General features: G+C 70.3%; 17 protein-coding genes. 8 read left to right on the forward strand and 9 right to left on the reverse strand.

What is annotated here, in order from left to right; all coding sequences use genetic code 11:
- The first annotated feature begins 23 nt into the window (after window positions 1-23).
- A complete protein-coding gene (locus tag HOW07_RS09380) occupies window positions 24-962 on the forward strand; it encodes a DMT family transporter (RefSeq protein ID WP_175116753.1) in 939 nt (312 codons plus the stop codon).
- 6 nt (window positions 963-968) lie between these two features.
- Here HOW07_RS09380 and HOW07_RS09385 read toward each other — a convergent pair whose 3' ends face one another.
- Genes HOW07_RS09385 through HOW07_RS19395 form a run of 4 tightly spaced genes read right to left on the reverse strand, consistent with a single transcriptional unit; the run spans window position 969 to window position 2,827 of the window.
- Window positions 969-1,352: a hypothetical protein gene (locus HOW07_RS09385; protein WP_175116754.1), complete on the reverse strand. Its 384-nt coding sequence runs from the start codon at window positions 1,350-1,352 to the stop codon at window positions 969-971.
- Window positions 1,352-1,969, reverse strand: a complete 618-nt coding sequence (locus tag HOW07_RS09390; protein WP_121293288.1) for a hypothetical protein — start codon at window positions 1,967-1,969, stop codon at window positions 1,352-1,354. Before HOW07_RS09390 ends, HOW07_RS09385 begins: the two co-directional genes overlap by 1 nt.
- Complete coding sequence (locus HOW07_RS09395; RefSeq protein WP_064295806.1) at window positions 1,966-2,517, reverse strand: RNA polymerase sigma factor; 552 nt, start codon at window positions 2,515-2,517, stop codon at window positions 1,966-1,968. Before HOW07_RS09395 ends, HOW07_RS09390 begins: the two co-directional genes overlap by 4 nt.
- Before the next feature lie 7 nt (window positions 2,518-2,524).
- Window positions 2,525-2,827 (reverse strand): hypothetical protein, encoded by a 303-nt coding sequence (locus HOW07_RS19395; RefSeq protein ID WP_071261404.1) that lies wholly within the window; start codon window positions 2,825-2,827, stop codon window positions 2,525-2,527.
- A gap of 131 nt (window positions 2,828-2,958) precedes the next feature.
- Here HOW07_RS19395 and HOW07_RS09405 point away from each other — a divergent pair, with 131 nt between their 5' ends.
- The gene (locus HOW07_RS09405) at window positions 2,959-3,480 is read left to right on the forward strand and encodes a MarR family winged helix-turn-helix transcriptional regulator (RefSeq protein ID WP_175116755.1); all 522 of its coding nucleotides are present in this window, start codon (window positions 2,959-2,961) and stop codon (window positions 3,478-3,480) included.
- Window positions 3,481-3,764: 284 nt separating this feature from the next.
- On the opposite strand, the gene HOW07_RS09410 is transcribed toward HOW07_RS09405, so the two are convergent.
- Together HOW07_RS09410 and HOW07_RS09415 are read right to left on the reverse strand one after the other, a co-directional pair.
- Window positions 3,765-4,082 carry a hypothetical protein gene (locus tag HOW07_RS09410; protein WP_121293133.1) on the reverse strand — a complete coding sequence of 106 codons (318 nt, stop codon included), beginning with the start codon at window positions 4,080-4,082 and terminating at the stop codon, window positions 3,765-3,767.
- A gap of 99 nt (window positions 4,083-4,181) precedes the next feature.
- Window positions 4,182-4,496: a helix-turn-helix transcriptional regulator gene (locus HOW07_RS09415; RefSeq protein WP_079000723.1), complete on the reverse strand. Its 315-nt coding sequence runs from the start codon at window positions 4,494-4,496 to the stop codon at window positions 4,182-4,184.
- 83 nt (window positions 4,497-4,579) lie between these two features.
- Here HOW07_RS09415 and HOW07_RS09420 point away from each other — a divergent pair, with 83 nt between their 5' ends.
- Complete coding sequence (locus HOW07_RS09420; protein WP_217485244.1) at window positions 4,580-5,815, forward strand: MFS transporter; 1,236 nt, start codon at window positions 4,580-4,582, stop codon at window positions 5,813-5,815.
- 5 nt (window positions 5,816-5,820) lie between these two features.
- Here the strand turns inward: HOW07_RS09420 and HOW07_RS09425 are convergent, their stop codons facing one another.
- Window positions 5,821-6,312, reverse strand: coding sequence for an Lrp/AsnC family transcriptional regulator (locus HOW07_RS09425; protein ID WP_121293135.1), 492 nt, complete (start codon window positions 6,310-6,312; stop codon window positions 5,821-5,823).
- A 91-nt stretch (window positions 6,313-6,403) separates the two neighbouring features.
- Between HOW07_RS09425 and HOW07_RS09430 the strand changes: the two genes are divergently transcribed.
- The gene (locus tag HOW07_RS09430) at window positions 6,404-7,072 is read left to right on the forward strand and encodes a YitT family protein (protein ID WP_175116756.1); all 669 of its coding nucleotides are present in this window, start codon (window positions 6,404-6,406) and stop codon (window positions 7,070-7,072) included.
- Between the two features lie 32 nt (window positions 7,073-7,104).
- Here HOW07_RS09430 and HOW07_RS09435 read toward each other — a convergent pair whose 3' ends face one another.
- Complete coding sequence (locus HOW07_RS09435) at window positions 7,105-8,331, reverse strand: pyridoxal phosphate-dependent aminotransferase (protein ID WP_064295812.1); 1,227 nt, start codon at window positions 8,329-8,331, stop codon at window positions 7,105-7,107.
- Window positions 8,332-8,583: 252 nt separating this feature from the next.
- Between HOW07_RS09435 and HOW07_RS09440 the strand changes: the two genes are divergently transcribed.
- The 4 genes from HOW07_RS09440 (at window position 8,584) to HOW07_RS09455 (ending at window position 14,728) form a co-directional block, all read left to right on the forward strand.
- Complete coding sequence (locus tag HOW07_RS09440; protein ID WP_064295813.1) at window positions 8,584-9,570, forward strand: 3-oxoacyl-ACP synthase III; 987 nt, start codon at window positions 8,584-8,586, stop codon at window positions 9,568-9,570.
- Window positions 9,564-12,242, forward strand: coding sequence for an alpha/beta fold hydrolase (locus tag HOW07_RS09445; RefSeq protein ID WP_371743629.1), 2,679 nt, complete (start codon window positions 9,564-9,566; stop codon window positions 12,240-12,242). Before HOW07_RS09440 ends, HOW07_RS09445 begins: the two co-directional genes overlap by 7 nt.
- On the forward strand, window positions 12,239-13,207 hold the full coding sequence (locus tag HOW07_RS09450) for an NAD-dependent epimerase/dehydratase family protein (protein ID WP_175116757.1): 969 nt from the start codon (window positions 12,239-12,241) through the stop codon (window positions 13,205-13,207). Before HOW07_RS09445 ends, HOW07_RS09450 begins: the two co-directional genes overlap by 4 nt.
- Window positions 13,208-13,597: 390 nt before the next feature.
- On the forward strand, window positions 13,598-14,728 hold the full coding sequence (locus tag HOW07_RS09455; protein WP_175116758.1) for an epoxide hydrolase family protein: 1,131 nt from the start codon (window positions 13,598-13,600) through the stop codon (window positions 14,726-14,728).
- Window positions 14,729-14,736: 8 nt separating this feature from the next.
- Here the strand turns inward: HOW07_RS09455 and HOW07_RS09460 are convergent, their stop codons facing one another.
- The gene (locus HOW07_RS09460; RefSeq protein WP_071261399.1) at window positions 14,737-15,183 is read right to left on the reverse strand and encodes a MarR family winged helix-turn-helix transcriptional regulator; all 447 of its coding nucleotides are present in this window, start codon (window positions 15,181-15,183) and stop codon (window positions 14,737-14,739) included.
- Between the last annotated feature and the right edge of the window lie 29 nt (window positions 15,184-15,212).

Here is a 15,212-nt window from a genome sequence, read left to right on the forward strand (position 1 = left end):
TCCGTCTCCTTGAGAGTAGCGGCATGGCCCGCCGCGCACCCTCCGAACTCGTCGTCGACGTGTTGCTCGTCGGGGTCGCAGCGGTCTGGGGCGCCAGCTTCCTCGCGGCGAAGGACCTCGCGGCCGTCACCGGTGTGCCGGCCGCGGTCGCCCTGCGCTTCCTGGTGGCGGTGATCGCCATCGGGCTCATCTGCCTCGTGCGGCGGGAGCGCCTCCCGCGCGGACGGGGTCTGCTGATCGCGGCGGCACTCGGCTGCTCGCAGGCCGCGATCATCGGCCTCGAGACGTGGGGCGTGCACCTGACCTCGGCGACGAACGCCGGGCTGCTCATCAGCCTCGCGCTCGTCATGACGCCGGTGCTCGACGGTGTCGCCTCGCGGTCCTGGCTCCCGAGGTCCTACTTCGTCGCCGCGGTCGCAGCCGTGGTCGGTGTCGCGCTGCTCGTGTCGGACGGCGGCCTCCGCGCACCCACCGCGGGGGACGCGCTCGTGATCGCCGCCGCCGTCGTCCGCGCGGTGCACGTGACGTCGAGCGCGCATCTGACCCGAGGCCGCACCGACAGCACGCTCGGTGTGGTCTTCGTCCAGATGCTCGTGTGCGCCGGCGCGTTCAGCCTCATCGCCGGTGACGGGCTCGCCGCGGCCGTCACCCGGCTCGACCTGCGCGGATGGCTGGACGTGCTGTTCCTCGGTCTCCTGTGCTCCGTGTTCGCCTTCGTCGTCCAGCTGTGGGCGGTGCGGCGGACCTCGGCCTCGCGCGCGAGCATCCTCATGGGGACGGAACCCGTCTGGGCGCTCCTCGTCGGCGTGCTCATCGCGGGGGAGGTGATCGGCCCGCTCGGTGTGCTCGGTGCGGCGTTGATCATCGTGGCGAGCTATGTCGGCCAGGCGATCGAACGTCGCCACCGTGCGCGGACGACCGGCACGGCACCCACGGCGCAGCAGGAGCCGGCGCCCGTCTGACGGCGTCTACAGCGTGGTCGCCGAGCCGGTGAGCGGCGTTCCCAGCGGTGCTGCGTCCTCGATCCGGCAGACGCGGACGTCGATCTCATGGATCGGCGTCCCCTCCCTCGACGTCGCGAGCACCCCGCGGATCGCATCGCCGACGAGACGGAGGGTCGCCGGGACCGGAGCGCCGTCGGTCACGCCGATGGTCACGCCGATCGTCAGCGCACCGTCTGCTTCGCGACCGACGGCCACCTTCGCGGACGTCTCGTCGTCAGGACCGACCGCATCGGCGACGGTCCGCAGGACCACACGGATCGGCGACCCGGTCGCGTAGACCGTCGTGACCCCCGGTGTCGATGCGACGACGGCGGTGAGCTGCTGCGAGAGTGCGGCATCGGTGTCCATCAGGAGTCCTCCGGCCGGGCGACGCGCTGCGTGTGGATGTCGATGATCGTGACGTCGACGGCGACCACGTTGAGTTCGGTGTGCGTGGAGAGTTCCGCGACGACGCGATCCCGGATGAGCTGCGACAGTCGTCCGAGGTTGTTGCCGAACGCGGCCGAGGCGGTGATCGACACCGTGATGGGCGCGTCCAGGGTCGTCACATCGCCGTCGAGGCGGACCCGACCGACGATGACCCCGCCGACGCTGTCGCCCACCCCACGGATCAGGGTGCGGACGGAGCCTTCCGTGATGCGCAGGTGCACCTCCGGGTCCGGGTGCCTGAGCGGGATGTCCCGACCGGCGTGCGCCTCGAGCGAGATGTTCTGGAGCACCGCGTGCATCCAGGAGCGGTCCTGTTCGGAGTGCGTCGCCGCCTCCGACTTGAGCAGCGCCCAGGTCTGGGTGCGCAGCCGGAGGAGGGCGTCGAGGGCGAGTTGGCAGCCGGGGGAGGCTTCGATGTCGGGGTCGAGGGGCTCGCGGCCGCTGTCGAGGTAGTCGGAGAGCTCGTCGATGGTGTGCCCGTCGAGGTCGGCACCTGCCAGGCCGTCGAGCATGGACTCGTGGTCGTCGTCGTTCATCGCCACACCTCCATCTCCCGCAGGACGGTCTGTCTGGCCCGCGCGAGCTGCCCGCGCACCGTCGACGCCGGGACCCCGAGCGACTCGGCGATCTCGACGTACGACAGCCCGCCCGTCTCCTTCAGCATCCAGCACTCACGCTGCATGGCGGGGAGTCGGTCCAGGACCGAAGCGAGTGCGCTCATCTGCATGCGCACCTCGACGACCCGTTCCGGGGATTGATGGGACGGGGCGGGTGCATTCCAATCCTCGATCTCGCTGTGCTCGCGGCGGCGCCGGATGCGGTCGATCGCCCGGTTCGAGACCATGCGCATCAGCCAGGACTTCACCGCGTTCGGGTCGTTCAGTCGGTCCAGCTGACCCCACGCCTGGATGAGGACGTCCTGTACGACGTCCTCCGCCTCCGACTGGTTGCCCAGCACGCGGACGGCGTAGGCACGCATGAGGGAACCGTGCCGGAAGACGAGGACTTCGAAGGCGGTGACGTCTCCGTCGGCCGCGCGCTCGGCGAGGATGCCGTCCGAGAGGACCTCGAGCGAGCGCTTCACGGTGTGGCTAGAGGACGGCGAACGCGGTGAAGGCGACGGCGGTCGCGGACACGATCGCGGACGCGGCGACCGTGGCGACGTACGGAAACTGGAGCGTCTTCGCCGGGCCGTTCTCCACCGCCTCCTTGGCACGGAGCAGGGAGACGAAGACCCCGAGGTCCTTACCGGTGCTCGAGGCGGCGACGAAGCGGCCGTCCCGGAACTCGACCATGCCGGCGTACTCGCCGTCGATCGAGGCGACCCAGAGGGTCGCGTCCGGCTCAGCCCAGGCGACCGTGGTCGTCGTGCCTCGCTCCAACACCGTGCTCATGATTTCTCCTTGCTCAACTGTCGTGTTGTTAGAGAATCTAGCGATTCATGCGTCTGCATGAACCCCACTTGACATTGCGATTCGGACTCCGCTAGACAAACTCGTTACGAGAACCACTACTGTTGAACTTCATGACCGCCCAAGCCGTTGAAGCGCAGCATTACTGGTACGAGCAGGACGAGCACGAGCGCGGCCGCCACATTCTCGAAGCCATGCGGCTGTACCGCGCGGCGGAGGCCGCCATGCGTCGTCGCACGCGCGACGAGATGCACATGGGTGAGAACGACCTGTTGGCCCTGCGCTTCATGTTGCGGGCCAAGCAGGAGCACCGGTCGGTCAGTCCGACCGATCTGGGTGCCTACCTCGGCATCAAGACCTCGTCGGTCACGGTCATGCTCGACCGCCTGGAAGCGGCCGGTCACGTCGTCCGGCAGCCGAGTGAGACCGATCGCCGTCGCGTCACGGTCTCGACCACCGACTACGCCGACGCCGAGGTCCGCAAGACGCTCAGTCACATGCACCACCGCATGATGGAGGCCACCACCGGGATCGACCCCGAGATGGCGGCCGGCATCGTCGACTTCCTCGACCGCATGCGCGAGGCCGTCGACTCGATCGACCGCACCGAGCCCGAGGGGCAGCCGCAGCACTGAACGGTGGCGCCGAGCCGTCGATGAGCCGGCGGGCCACTCGGCCGGCTCCACCTGGCCTCATGTGAAACAGCGAGGCGGGCCGCACGGTCTGATCCGTGTGACCCGCCTCCGAATGTCTTCGACGATTTCGACCGCGCGCTGCGGGCCCTCCAGGCACCGCTCGAGCCGACTCTCAGAAGTCCCCGACCTTCGATGATCCGATGGTAATCGAGCACGTGTCGGACGGCCGATGCTTGAACGGTCGGATCGCTTGTGCTACTCGGGACCGCACCGGTGGCTGTGCCTCAGTTGTCGGCGGAAAGCTCCGGGTAGTCGGTCTCCGGCATGAGTTCGAGCCCCGCCGGCGTGTAGGTGCGGTCGAGCATGGCCTGCAACCAGGCGCGGTTGAGCGAGACCGGGCGGGAACCGGTGAACCGGAAGACGATGGGGACGCCGGTCTCGATCCAGATCGCGTAGCGGCCCGAGCCGTGTGCGGGGTCGATGGTCCACGAGAGGAGGAACGCCTCACCCTTGCGGAGCTTGGAGACGACGACCATCTGCACGTGGGCGAGGGTCCGGTCCTCGAGTTCGAGTGCTTCGTTCCCGTATCGCAGCGTTCCCATGTTCCCCAGCCCCCTGTCCCTGTGTGCGGTGGATCACCGCGCCGACAATTCTGGCAGTTCCCGTCCACGGGCTGCGAACCCGAGGGGTGGGAGTGCCGGTCAGTCGGCGTCGAGGACGGCGTCGAGGAGGCCCGGGAACCGGGTGTCGAGGTCGTCGCGCCGCAGGGTGAGTGTGCGGTGGCGACCGTTCGGCTCGTTCCTGATGACGCCGGCCTCGCGGAGCACCTTCATGAGGTGGGACTTCGTCGACTTCGGGATCGCGGGGTCGAGGGCCGTGCAGTTCGCGGCGTCCATCGGGCCGTCCCGCAGCTGCCGCACCATCTCGAGCCGGTCGGGATCGCTGAGCGCGAAGAGCACGGCCGGCAGCTCGATCGCCTCGCGGTCGGGGTGCGTGAGATCGGCGGGTGCAGGCACGGTTCGATAATAGTTGAACAATCGGTGGAAAGCGCGTATCGTCCAATCGTTCGATATTTTTGGAACCAAAGGATGCCCGCCCCGTGCAGACGACGACCCCGTCACCCTCGACCCGACCCATGCCCACCGCGGCCGCCGCCGTGCCGGCGACTCCGCGTCGCCGCTTCGGCTTCGTCCTCGCGGGACTCGGCAGCACGCTCATGCTCGCCGGCGCCAGCGCTCCTTCACCGTTCTACCCGGAGCTCCAGGAGCGACTCGGCATCGGACCGATCGGCGTCACCATCGCCTTCTCGGCCTACGCGCTCGCCCTGCTCGTCGCGCTCCTCACGATCGGCTCGATCTCGGACCACCTCGGACGCCGCCCGGTGATCGCCGCCGGGTTCGTCGTGCTCGCCGCGAGCATGCTGCTCCTCTGGCACGTCGACTCCGGCGCGCTGCTGTACCTCGCGCGCGTGCTCCAAGGTCTTGCCAGCGGGGCGCTGCTCTCCACGCTGTCGGCGACCATCATCGACCTGGCCCCGCCCGAGCGGCCACGGGCGGCGACCCTCCTGAACGCCATCGCACCGATGATCGGTCTCGCCTCCGGCACGATCCTCGCGGGTGTCCTGCTGCAGACGGTCGCCGATCCGTCGAGCTGGACGTTCCTGCCGCTGGCGGTCGCCTACCTGCTCATCGCGGCGTCCATCTGGATCGTGCCGGAGACCTCCGCCCGCGCTCCCGGATGGGCCCGTGCCATCCGACCACGCGCAGCCGTCCCCGTCGACGCCCGACGACTGTTCGTCGTGAGCATCCCGATCGTCCTCGGCGGGTGGGCGACCGGCGGCCTGTTCCTCTCCCTCGGGCCGAGCATCATGCACACGGAGCTCGGCGTGGACGGCCAGCTCGGCGGGGCACTGCTCATCGGGCTGCTGCCGGCCGCGGGGGCCGTCGCCGCCGCGGTGCTGCACCGTCGCCGACCCGTCGTCGCGGCCGTCTACGGCGCCTCCGCACTGTCCGCCGGGACCGTGCTCCTGCTCGTCGCCCTGATCCTCGGGTCGCTCCCGATCGCGGTGGTCGCCGTCGTGATCGCCGGAACCGGGTTCGGCACGGCGTTCATGGGCACGATCGCCTCGCTCGTCCCGCTTGCGCCGGCGGACGAACGCGCTGAGCTGTTCGCCGCGCTGTACATCGTCGCCTACCTGTCCTTCGGGGTCCCGGCCGTCATCGCGGGTCTCCTCGCCTCGGCGATCGGGCTCCACACCACGGTCCTCGGCTACGGCACGGTCGTCGCGATCGCCGCGGGCACGGCCGCCGTGGCGCGTGCCCGTTCAGCCCGCTGACGGCTTCAGTGCGCTGACGGCCCCTCGGCGAGGCGATCGAGGAGGGTCGACGCTCGGTAGGGGATGACCTCGATGAGCGAGACCTTCGTGTTCGTCCGGACCACGCCCGGAGCCGCGAGCAGCACGCCGGCGATGCGGTGCAGGTCCTCCGTGTCGTGCGCGACGACCTTCGCGAAGAGGTCGGCATCGCCGGTGGTCGCGTGCACTTCGACGATCTCCGGGATCGACTCGAGGGCCGCGTAGGCCTCGTTCGCGAGGTCCTGCCGGATGGAGATCTCGATGAACGCGGTGAGCGGGTAGCCCAGCGCCGACAGTCGCACCCGGCGACTCGGAGCGCCAAGTGCGCCGCTCGTCTCGAGTCGGCGCAGGCGAGCGTGGACGGTGTTCCTCGCGACGCCGAGGGTGCGTGAGAGGGCGAGCGCCGTCATGGACGGGTCGTCGTCGAGCGCGGTCAGGATGCGCGCGTCGAGGTGGTCGATGGTCGCGGGATGAGGCATGTTGCTCACTCTCGGGCTGTGAATCGAGCACGATGACCATTGCACTCTACTCGTGTTGCGCAACACGATGAGCTGACGCATCGTTGGCGGAATGAGCACCCAGCAGCCGAGCGCCGCGACGTCGAGCGCGCAGCAGGCTCCCTCCACACCTGCCCCGGCACCGTCTCCGGTCCGACACGGGGTGGTCGAGGACATCCTCGGGCTGCTCGTCGGCGTCACGGTCGTGTCGTTCGGCCTCTTCATCCTGAAGGCCGGTTCGGCCGTGACCGGCGGGACGGCCGGCCTGTCACTCCTCGTCAGCTACCTCGCACCCGTGCCGTTCCCGGTGCTGTTCATCGCGATCAACCTGCCGTTCTTCCTGCTCGCGATCCGCGGCAAGGGCTGGGTGTTCACGCTGCGGAGCGGCGGTGCGATCGTGCTCGTGTCCGTCCTGTCCGGGGTGCACCCGCTGTTCCTGCCGGTCGGGCACATCGACCCGTTCTACGCGGCCGTGGTCGGCAACGTGCTCTGCGGCGTCGGCATCCTCATCCTGTTCCGACACCGAGCCAGTCTCGGTGGGTTCAACATCGTCGCGCTGATCCTCCAGGATCGGTTCGGTGTCCGCGCGGGCTACGTCCTCATGGCCGTCGACACCGTGGTGGTGCTCGTGTCACTCGTGGCCGTGCCGCCGCTCAACGTGCTCGTGTCGGCGCTCGGCGCGGTCCTGCTGAACCTCATCCTCGCGCTGAACCACCGCCCGGGTCGCTACCTCGGGGTGTAGCAGGCCGGACGCCGAGTGCGTGCCCGCTGCGCCTACTGCTTGTAGGACGACAGGAAGTTGCCGAGCCGCTCGATCGCGTCGGTGAGGACGCGCTCCTCCGGCAGGGTGACGACCCGCAGGTGGTCGGGGTCCGGCCAGTTGAAGCCCGTGCCCTGGACGAGCAGGATGTGCTCCGCCACGAGCAGATCGTGGACGAGCAACTCGTCGTCGTGGATCTCGTGGACCTCCGGGTCGAGGCGCGGGAAGGCGTAGAGCGCACCCATGGGCTTGGTGCAGGAGACGCCCGGGATCGAGTTGAGGCCGGCCCAGGTGGCGTCGCGCTGCTCGAGCAGGCGACCGCTCGGTGCGATGAGGGCGTCGATCGACTGCACACCGGAGAGTGCCGCCTGCACGGCGTGCTGCGCCGGCACGTTGGGGCACAGACGCGTGGACGCCAGGAGGGTGATGCCCTCGAGGAAGCCGCGCGCATGGTCACGCGGCCCCGTGATGACGAGCCAGCCGGACCGGTAGCCGGCGACCCGATAGGTCTTCGACAGGCCGTTGAACGTGAGGCAGAGGAGGTCGGGGGCGACGGTCGCCATCGGGATGTGGACGGCGTCGTCGTACAGGATGCGATCGTAGATCTCGTCGGCGAGCAACAGCAGCCCGTGCTCGCGTGCGACTCCGGCGATCTGCTCCAGCACCTCGCGGGAGTACACCGCACCCGTGGGGTTGTTCGGGTTGATGACGACGATCGCCTTGGTGTTCGGCGTGATCTTGGAGCGGATGTCCTCGATGTCCGGCGCCCAGTCCGCCTCCTCGTCGCAGCGGTAGTGCACCGGGGTGCCACCCGCGAGGCTCGTCATCGCGGTCCACAGCGGGTAGTCGGGCGCGGGGATGAGGACCTCGTCGCCGTCGTCGAGCAGGGCCTGCATCGTCATCGTGATGAGCTCGGAGACGCCGTTGCCGAGGAACACCCACTCCGGGTCGACGCGGGGGAACCCCTCCATCTCCTCGTAGCGGTAGGAGACGGCCTGGCGTGCGGAGAGGATGCCGCGGCTGTCGCTGTACCCGTGCGAGTGCGGGAGCGCGGCGATCATGTCGCGGACGATCTGGTGCGGTGCCTCGAAGTCGAAGATGGCGGGGTTGCCGGTGTTGAGCTTGAGGATGCGGTGCCCGTCGGCCTCGAGACGCACGGCCTCGACGAGGGCCTTCCCCCGGATCTCATAGAGGACGCTTTTCAGCTTGGAGGACTGGTCGAGGGTGCGGCGGGTGGTCATCCCCACAGGCTACTGCGGCGACCTGCGCGCGTGGCAGTGCCGATTGCAGGATCGCGGCTCCCGCCTGCACCGGTGCTCCGGCGGGCCCGAGTCTCGCTGTCGGGCTGGGCACCCGCTGTCAACAACGGGGACACGATTCGTCCACGTTCAGGGTAGAGGAGTACCGTCAGACGCTGGCGGTCAAGACTGCCTGGTCAGAGGCACGGAGGAATCGTGACCGGAAACGCAACTACCCGATTCGACAATGTGGCCATGTTGTCGGTGGCGAGCACGCTGCCGTCCGCAGTGGTGACCTCGGTCGAGATCGAAGAAGGTCTCGCGGGTGCGATGAAACGCGCCCGCCTCCCGAAGGGCATCCTGCGACGCGTCGCCGGTGTCGTCGAGCGACGCCACTGGGGACCCGGCGAGAACTCGGACGACGCCACGGTGTCGGCCGGTCGCCGAGCGCTCGCCGAGGCCGGCATCTCGCCCTCCCAGATCGGGCTCATGATCAACACCTCGGTGACGAGGCAGCACCTCGAGCCCTCCGTCGCCGTCCGCATCCACGACGGCCTCGGCCTGCCGAGCTCGGCCATCAACTTCGACATCGCCAACGCCTGTCTCGGCTTCGTGACCGGCATGACGATGGCGGCCGCGATGATCGAGTCCGGGCAGATCGAGTACGCGCTCATCGTCAACGGCGAGGACGCGAGCGAGGTGCACGCCAACACGATCGAGCGCCTCAGCGGCAGCACCATCGACCGCGACGACTTCATGAGCGAGTTCGCGTCCCTCACCCTCGGCTCCGGGGCCGCCGCCGCCGTCATCGGGCCGGCCGACCGCCACCCCGAGGGGCACCGCATCCTCGGCGGCGTCACCCGCGCGGCGACGGAGTTCAACCACCTCTGCGTCGGCAGCGTCGACGGCATGTTCACCGATGCCCGAGCACTCCTCAAGGGCGGGCTCGACCTCGTCGTCTCCGCGTGGAAGGAAGCCGCAGGCGACTCGTGGCGGTGGTCGAAGATGGACCGCTACATCACCCACCAGGTGTCGTCCATCCACACGGACTCCATGGTGAAGGCCGCCTCGCTCGACCGCAGTCGCGTACCGGTCACCTATCCCTACCTCGGCAACGTCGGACCGGCCTCCATCCCGATCACCCTCGCCGACCAGCAGTCGACCCTGAACAAGGGCGACCGCGTCCTCCTCATGGGCGTCGGCTCGGGGTTGAACACCGGCCTCATGGAACTCGCGTGGTAGCGGGTACGGTCGCCGCGAACGTCGGCCTGCGGACCATGGGTGTGCGCGCCGCCGGTCTGCCTGGCCTCCCCGCGCGGTACTCGCGTCGCATCGACGTCCCCGGTCGGCTGGCGGACGACGGCGTGACGAGGAACTGGCATTACCTCGACACCGCCGAGGCGCTCAGCGAAGCCGGTGTCGAGCCGGTCGGCACCGTCCTCGCCGTCCACGGCAACCCGACCTGGTCCTACCTCTGGCGCTCGCTCATCACCCGGTCCGTCGAGCAGGCACAGGCCGGCGGTACCGCCTGGCGCGTCGTCGCCGTCGACCAGCTCGAGATGGGCTGGTCCGAGCGGACCGAGGTCACCCGCACCCTCGAACAGCGGATCGCCGACCTCGCAGCCTTCTCCGACGCGCTCGGCCTCACCGGTCCCGTCGTCACCCTCGGTCACGACTGGGGCGGCGTCATCTCCCTCGGCTGGGCCACCGAGCATCCTGAGCTCCTCGTCGGGTCGATGCTGCTCAACACGGCCGTGCACCACCCGGAGGGCACCCCGATCCCCGCGCCACTGCGGCTCGCCGGCGCTCGCGGCATGCTCGGCGCAGGTTCGGTGCAGACGACCGCCTTCCTCGACACGACGCTGTCGCTCGCGTCCCCGCCGCTCGATCGCGACGTCCGCGACGCGTACCGCAGCCCCTACTCCGCTCCGGCGCGACGCCGCGGCATCGGCGCGTTCGTCGCCGACATCCCGGCGACCCCGGAGCATGTCAGCTTCCCGCGCCTCGAGCGCCTCGCCGAGGACGTCGCCCAGCTCCGCGTCCCTGCGCTCATGCTGTGGGGTCCGCGAGACCCGATCTTCAGCGACCGCTACCTCGACGACCTCGCCGACCGCCTCCCGCACGCCGAGGTCCACCGCTTCGCCGGCGCGGGTCACCTCGTCATCGAGGACGCCCCGGTCGCCGAGTCGTTGCTCACCTGGCTCGACGACCGGCTGCCGCAGGGCGCGCCGGTCGAAGCGACGCCTGTGGAGTCCGCTGCCGCTGCGACCGAGCAGCCCGACTTCGAACCGCTCTGGCGGCGGTTGGACGAGCGCCGCACCGACGACAGCGATGCGATCGTCGAACAGCGCGGTTCGGGTGCGGCCCGCCGCGTCAGCTGGAAGCAGCTCGACGACCGCGTGACGCGATTGGCCGCCGGCTTGCACCGCATCGGCGTCCGGCGCGGCGACCGCGTGTCCCTGCTCGTCACGCCCGGCGCGACGCTCACCGCCGTGATCTACGCCTGCCTGCGCATCGGCGCGGTCGTGGTCGTCGCCGACGCCGGTCTCGGCGTCAAGGGCCTCCACCGTGCGGTCCGAGGCGCGTGGCCCGCCTACGTCATCGGCGAGACCAAGGGCCTCGCCGCTGCGCGCGCGCTCGGCTGGCCGGGTGTGAAGATCTCCGCGGCACGCCTCCCCGGCGCGACCGCGACGGCCCTCGGCGTCTCGCACAGCCTCAAGGATCTGCTCGACGCCCGTGCAACACCTGAGCTGCCCGGCGAACCCGGCCCGACCGACCTCGCGGCGATCCTCTACACCTCGGGGTCGACCGGCCCGGCGAAGGGCGTGAGGTACACCCACGCTCAGCTGTCGTCGTTGCGCGACGTCCTCTCGGAGCACTTCTCGATCACCGCCGACTCGGGGCTCGTCACCGGGTTCGCGCCGTTCGCGCTGCTCGGCCCGGCGCTCGGAGCCCGTTCCTCGACGCCGGAGATGGACATCTCGGCGCCCCGGACACTCACCGCTCGAGCGGTAGCTGCCGCCGTGGCCGAGACGGACGCCGACATCGTCTTCCTCTCGCCGGCCGCCATCCTGAACGTGGTCGCGACCGCCGATGCGCTCGACGCAGGGGACCGCCAGGCGCTCCAGGGCGTCAGGACCGTGCTCTCGACGGGCGCACCCGTCAGCCGCCAGCTCCTCACGGCACTCGTGGGTGTCCTGCCCAATGCGTCCGCACACGCGGTGTACGGCATGACCGAGTGTCTGCTCGTCTCGGACATCACCCTCGACACGCTGCCCGACGAGGACACCGAGCACACGGGGGTGTGCGTCGGGACGCCCATCGGTGGGGTCGACGTGCGCATCAGCCCGCTCGACGAGGCCGGACGCGCCACCGGTGCGCCGACGCAGGACGCGGACCGCCTCGGCGAGGTCATCATCTCGGCCGAGCACCTCAAGTCGCAGTACGACCGGCTCTGGCTGACCGACCGGGCCGCCGTCCGCGACGTCGCCGAGGACGGACGCTGGCACCGCACCGGCGACGTCGGGCATCTCGACGCCGACGGCCGCCTCTGGATCGAAGGCCGTCTGCCGCACGTGATCGCGACCCAGGACGGACCGATCGCTCCGGTCGGACCTGAGCAGGCGATCGAGACGGTGCCGCTCGTCCGCCGCGCCGCCGTCGTGGGCGTCGGTCCCGAGGGTCTCCGCCAGTGCGTCGCGATCGTCGAGACCACCACGGGCACGAAGCGCGTCCGCCTCGCCGAGGCCCAGCTCGCAGCACAGGTGCGCGACGCCTCGCCGCAGCCGCTCGTCGCCGTCTTCGTGGTCCCCGAGCTGCCGACCGACATCCGCCACAACTCCAAGATCGACCGCACCCGCCTGTCGGTGTGGGCGGAAGGCATCCTGGCCGGTGAACGGCTGAGCACCCCGTGACCGTCCTCGTCACCGGTGCGAGCGGCATGCTCGGCCGCGAGGTCGCCCTGGAGCTGCTCCGTGGCGGACATCGCGTCCGGGTGTTGCAGCGTGGACCGTCGGCGCTCACCGACGTCGAGGAGGTGCGCGGATCCATCACCGACGCAGCCGTCGTCGAGTCGGCGATGGACGGTGTCGACGCGGTCGTGCATCTGGCCGCGAAGGTCTCGTTGGCGGGTGACCCGGCGGAGTTCGAGCACGTCAACGTCGCCGGGGCCGAGGTCGTCCTCGACGCGGCCGAGACCGCAGGCGTCTCGCGGTTCGTCCACATCTCCTCGCCGTCCGTCGCGCACGGTGGCTCGGCGCTCGTGGGTGTGGGTGCGGAACCGGCCGACCCGGACGCGGCACGCGGTGAGTACGCGCGCACGAAGGCGCAGGGCGAGCTGCTCGCCCTCGCGCGTGACCGCCGCGGCTTCGCGGTCGTCGTGGTGCGGCCGCACCTCGTCTGGGGCCCGGGCGATCCACAGCTCGTCGAGCGCATCGTCGACCGTGCGCGCCGCGGTCGCTTGCCCCTGCTCGACGACGGCACCGCCCTCATCGACAGCACGTACGTCGCGAACGCGGCGTCGGCCATCGCGGCGGCGCTCGAACACGCGGAGACGGCACACGGTCGGGCGTTCGTGGTGACGAACGGTGAGCCGCGTCCGGTCGGCGAGCTGCTCGCGGGCATCTGCCGTGCTGCCGGCGTGAAGCCGCCCGCCTTCAGTGTCCCCGCCGGCGTCGCCCGAGCTGCCGGTGGGCTCGTCGAGCGCCTGTGGAGCATCCGCCCCGGCGCCGATGAGCCGCCGATGACGCGCTTCCTCGCGGAGCAGCTGTCGACCGCGCACTGGTTCGACCAGCGACAGACCCGCGCGGCCTTGCACTGGACGCCGACGGTCTCGATCGACGAGGGCCTCGAACGCCTGGCCGCGCACTACCGCGCCTGACCCCGGCCGGCCGGTGCGGCCTGGGGGCGGTCACCGATGCGCAGTCCCAGCCCCGCCGCCGCGGTCCAGGCACCCGAGTGCCGGCTCAAGCGGCGGCGGGGTCTGGGCCACACCCGGGCGAGGGAGCCCGGTACGCATCATGGTACGTGCTGGGCCTGGTCTGTGTCGTCGGAAGGGCCCATCCGTTCGCAAGATGGCCATCCCGCTCCCGGTGCGTCGACCCAGCCCCGCCGCGGCGATCCAGACATTCGGGTGCCGGCTCGAGCGGCGGCGGGGTCTGGGCCACGACCGGGGAGGGAAGTCCCGGTGTGGACGATGGTACGCGCCAGGCCGGGCGGTGTCGCTGCGCATGGTTCTCCCCTGTCGGACCTCTGCTCTAGCGTCGAGTGCATGCGTTCGTTCCGGATCCAGGTGCCCGATGCCGACCTCGAAGACCTGCGGCGGCGACTCGACACGGTTCGCCTCCCCGCCGCGATCGGTGATGCGGCCGAGGAGAGCGCCCTCTCGCTCGACCGTTTGCGGGCACTCGTCGCCCACTGGCGGGACGGCTTCGACTGGCGGCGCGTCGAACGCGAGCTCCAGGAGGTGCCACAGTTCGAGGTGGAGGTCGACGGGCAGCGGCTGCATGTCGCGCGGCTACCGGCATCGGGCGGCGTCACGGTGACGGTCCCGGTGATCGCGTTCCACGGTTGGCCGTACTCCTTCGTCGAGATGCTGCCGCTGGCGAGGGAACTCGCAGGACGCACGGTCGACCTCGGAGGCGGCCGGACACTCGGCTTCGAGGTCGTCGTCCCCTCCCTGCCCGGGTACGGGTTCTCGGCGCCGCTCTCGGACCGGCCGTTCACCGGTCCGGTGGTCGCCGAACTGATGCACGCGCTCATGACCGAGGTGTTGGGGCACGTGAGCTACCTCACCTACGGCGAGGACGTCGGTTCGACGACGAGCGACTGGCTCGCGGCGCTGCATCCCGAATCGGTGATCGGCCAGTTCGCGACCCACGCCGCCTTCCCGGCGGCGTCCCGAGCCCGCGACCTCACCGCCGAGGAGCAGGGCTGGCTCGATCGACACGACCAGGAGTGGGCTCGCGGTCTCGCCTACGCCCGGGTGCAGGCCACCAGGCCCGAGATCCTCGCGACGGCCCTGAACGACTCACCGGTGGGCCTCGCCGCATGGATCGCGGAGAAGCTGCTCGCGTGGGCGGGCGACGGCACCTGGTGGACCGACGACGAGCTACTGACCACGGTCTCGCTGTACTGGTTCACGCAGAGCATCGGATCCTCGTTCCGGCCGTATCGCGACCACCCGAAGCAGCCCGAACTCCCGCTGATCGAGGTGCCCGTGGCCGTCGCCGTGCAGACGGGCGAACGCGGACTCCCGCGCTCCTACGCGGCGCGGGCGTACAGCGACATCCGGAGCTGGACGGAACTGGATCGCGGGGCGCACTTCACGGCCTGGCAGGTGCCGGTCGCTGTGGCGGACCGGATCCAGGCCTTCGTCGAGACGCTTCCCGTCACCGACTGATCGGCTCCTCAGTCCTCGTCGTCGCGAAGTGATCGGATCATGCTGCGCAGGACGACGAGCGCCTCCCGCTGCTGATCGGGGGTCATGCCACTCAGCATCCGGACTTCGACCGATCGCACGGCGGCGGACGCCTGCGCGAGCTGCTCGCGGCCGAGCGGGGTGAGTCGCGTCGGCAGCGCCTTGCCGACGGGGGCCTGTTCGGGGCGGCTGACGAAGCCGTCGCGCTCGAGGGCCTGCAAGAGGACGTTCATCGACTGGCGGGTCACGAAGGCCCCGCGGGCGAGCTCGGAGTTCGACAGCCCAGGTCGCTGGGCGAGGAGTTCGAGGCAGGAGTAGTGCGTGATCGTCATGCCGAGTGGCCGCAAGACCGCCTCCATCGCTGAGCGGAGCGCGCTCGCCGCCTCCTTCAGGAGGTAGCCGAGCGACGTGTCCAGTTCGATCCGATCTTGACCCATGTCAGTATTCTGACATAGAGTGATGCGTG

Origin of the sequence: Plantibacter sp. MCCC 1A11337 (assembly GCF_013349365.1) — a bacterium.
GTDB lineage: Bacteria > Actinomycetota > Actinomycetes > Actinomycetales > Microbacteriaceae > Plantibacter > Plantibacter flavus_A.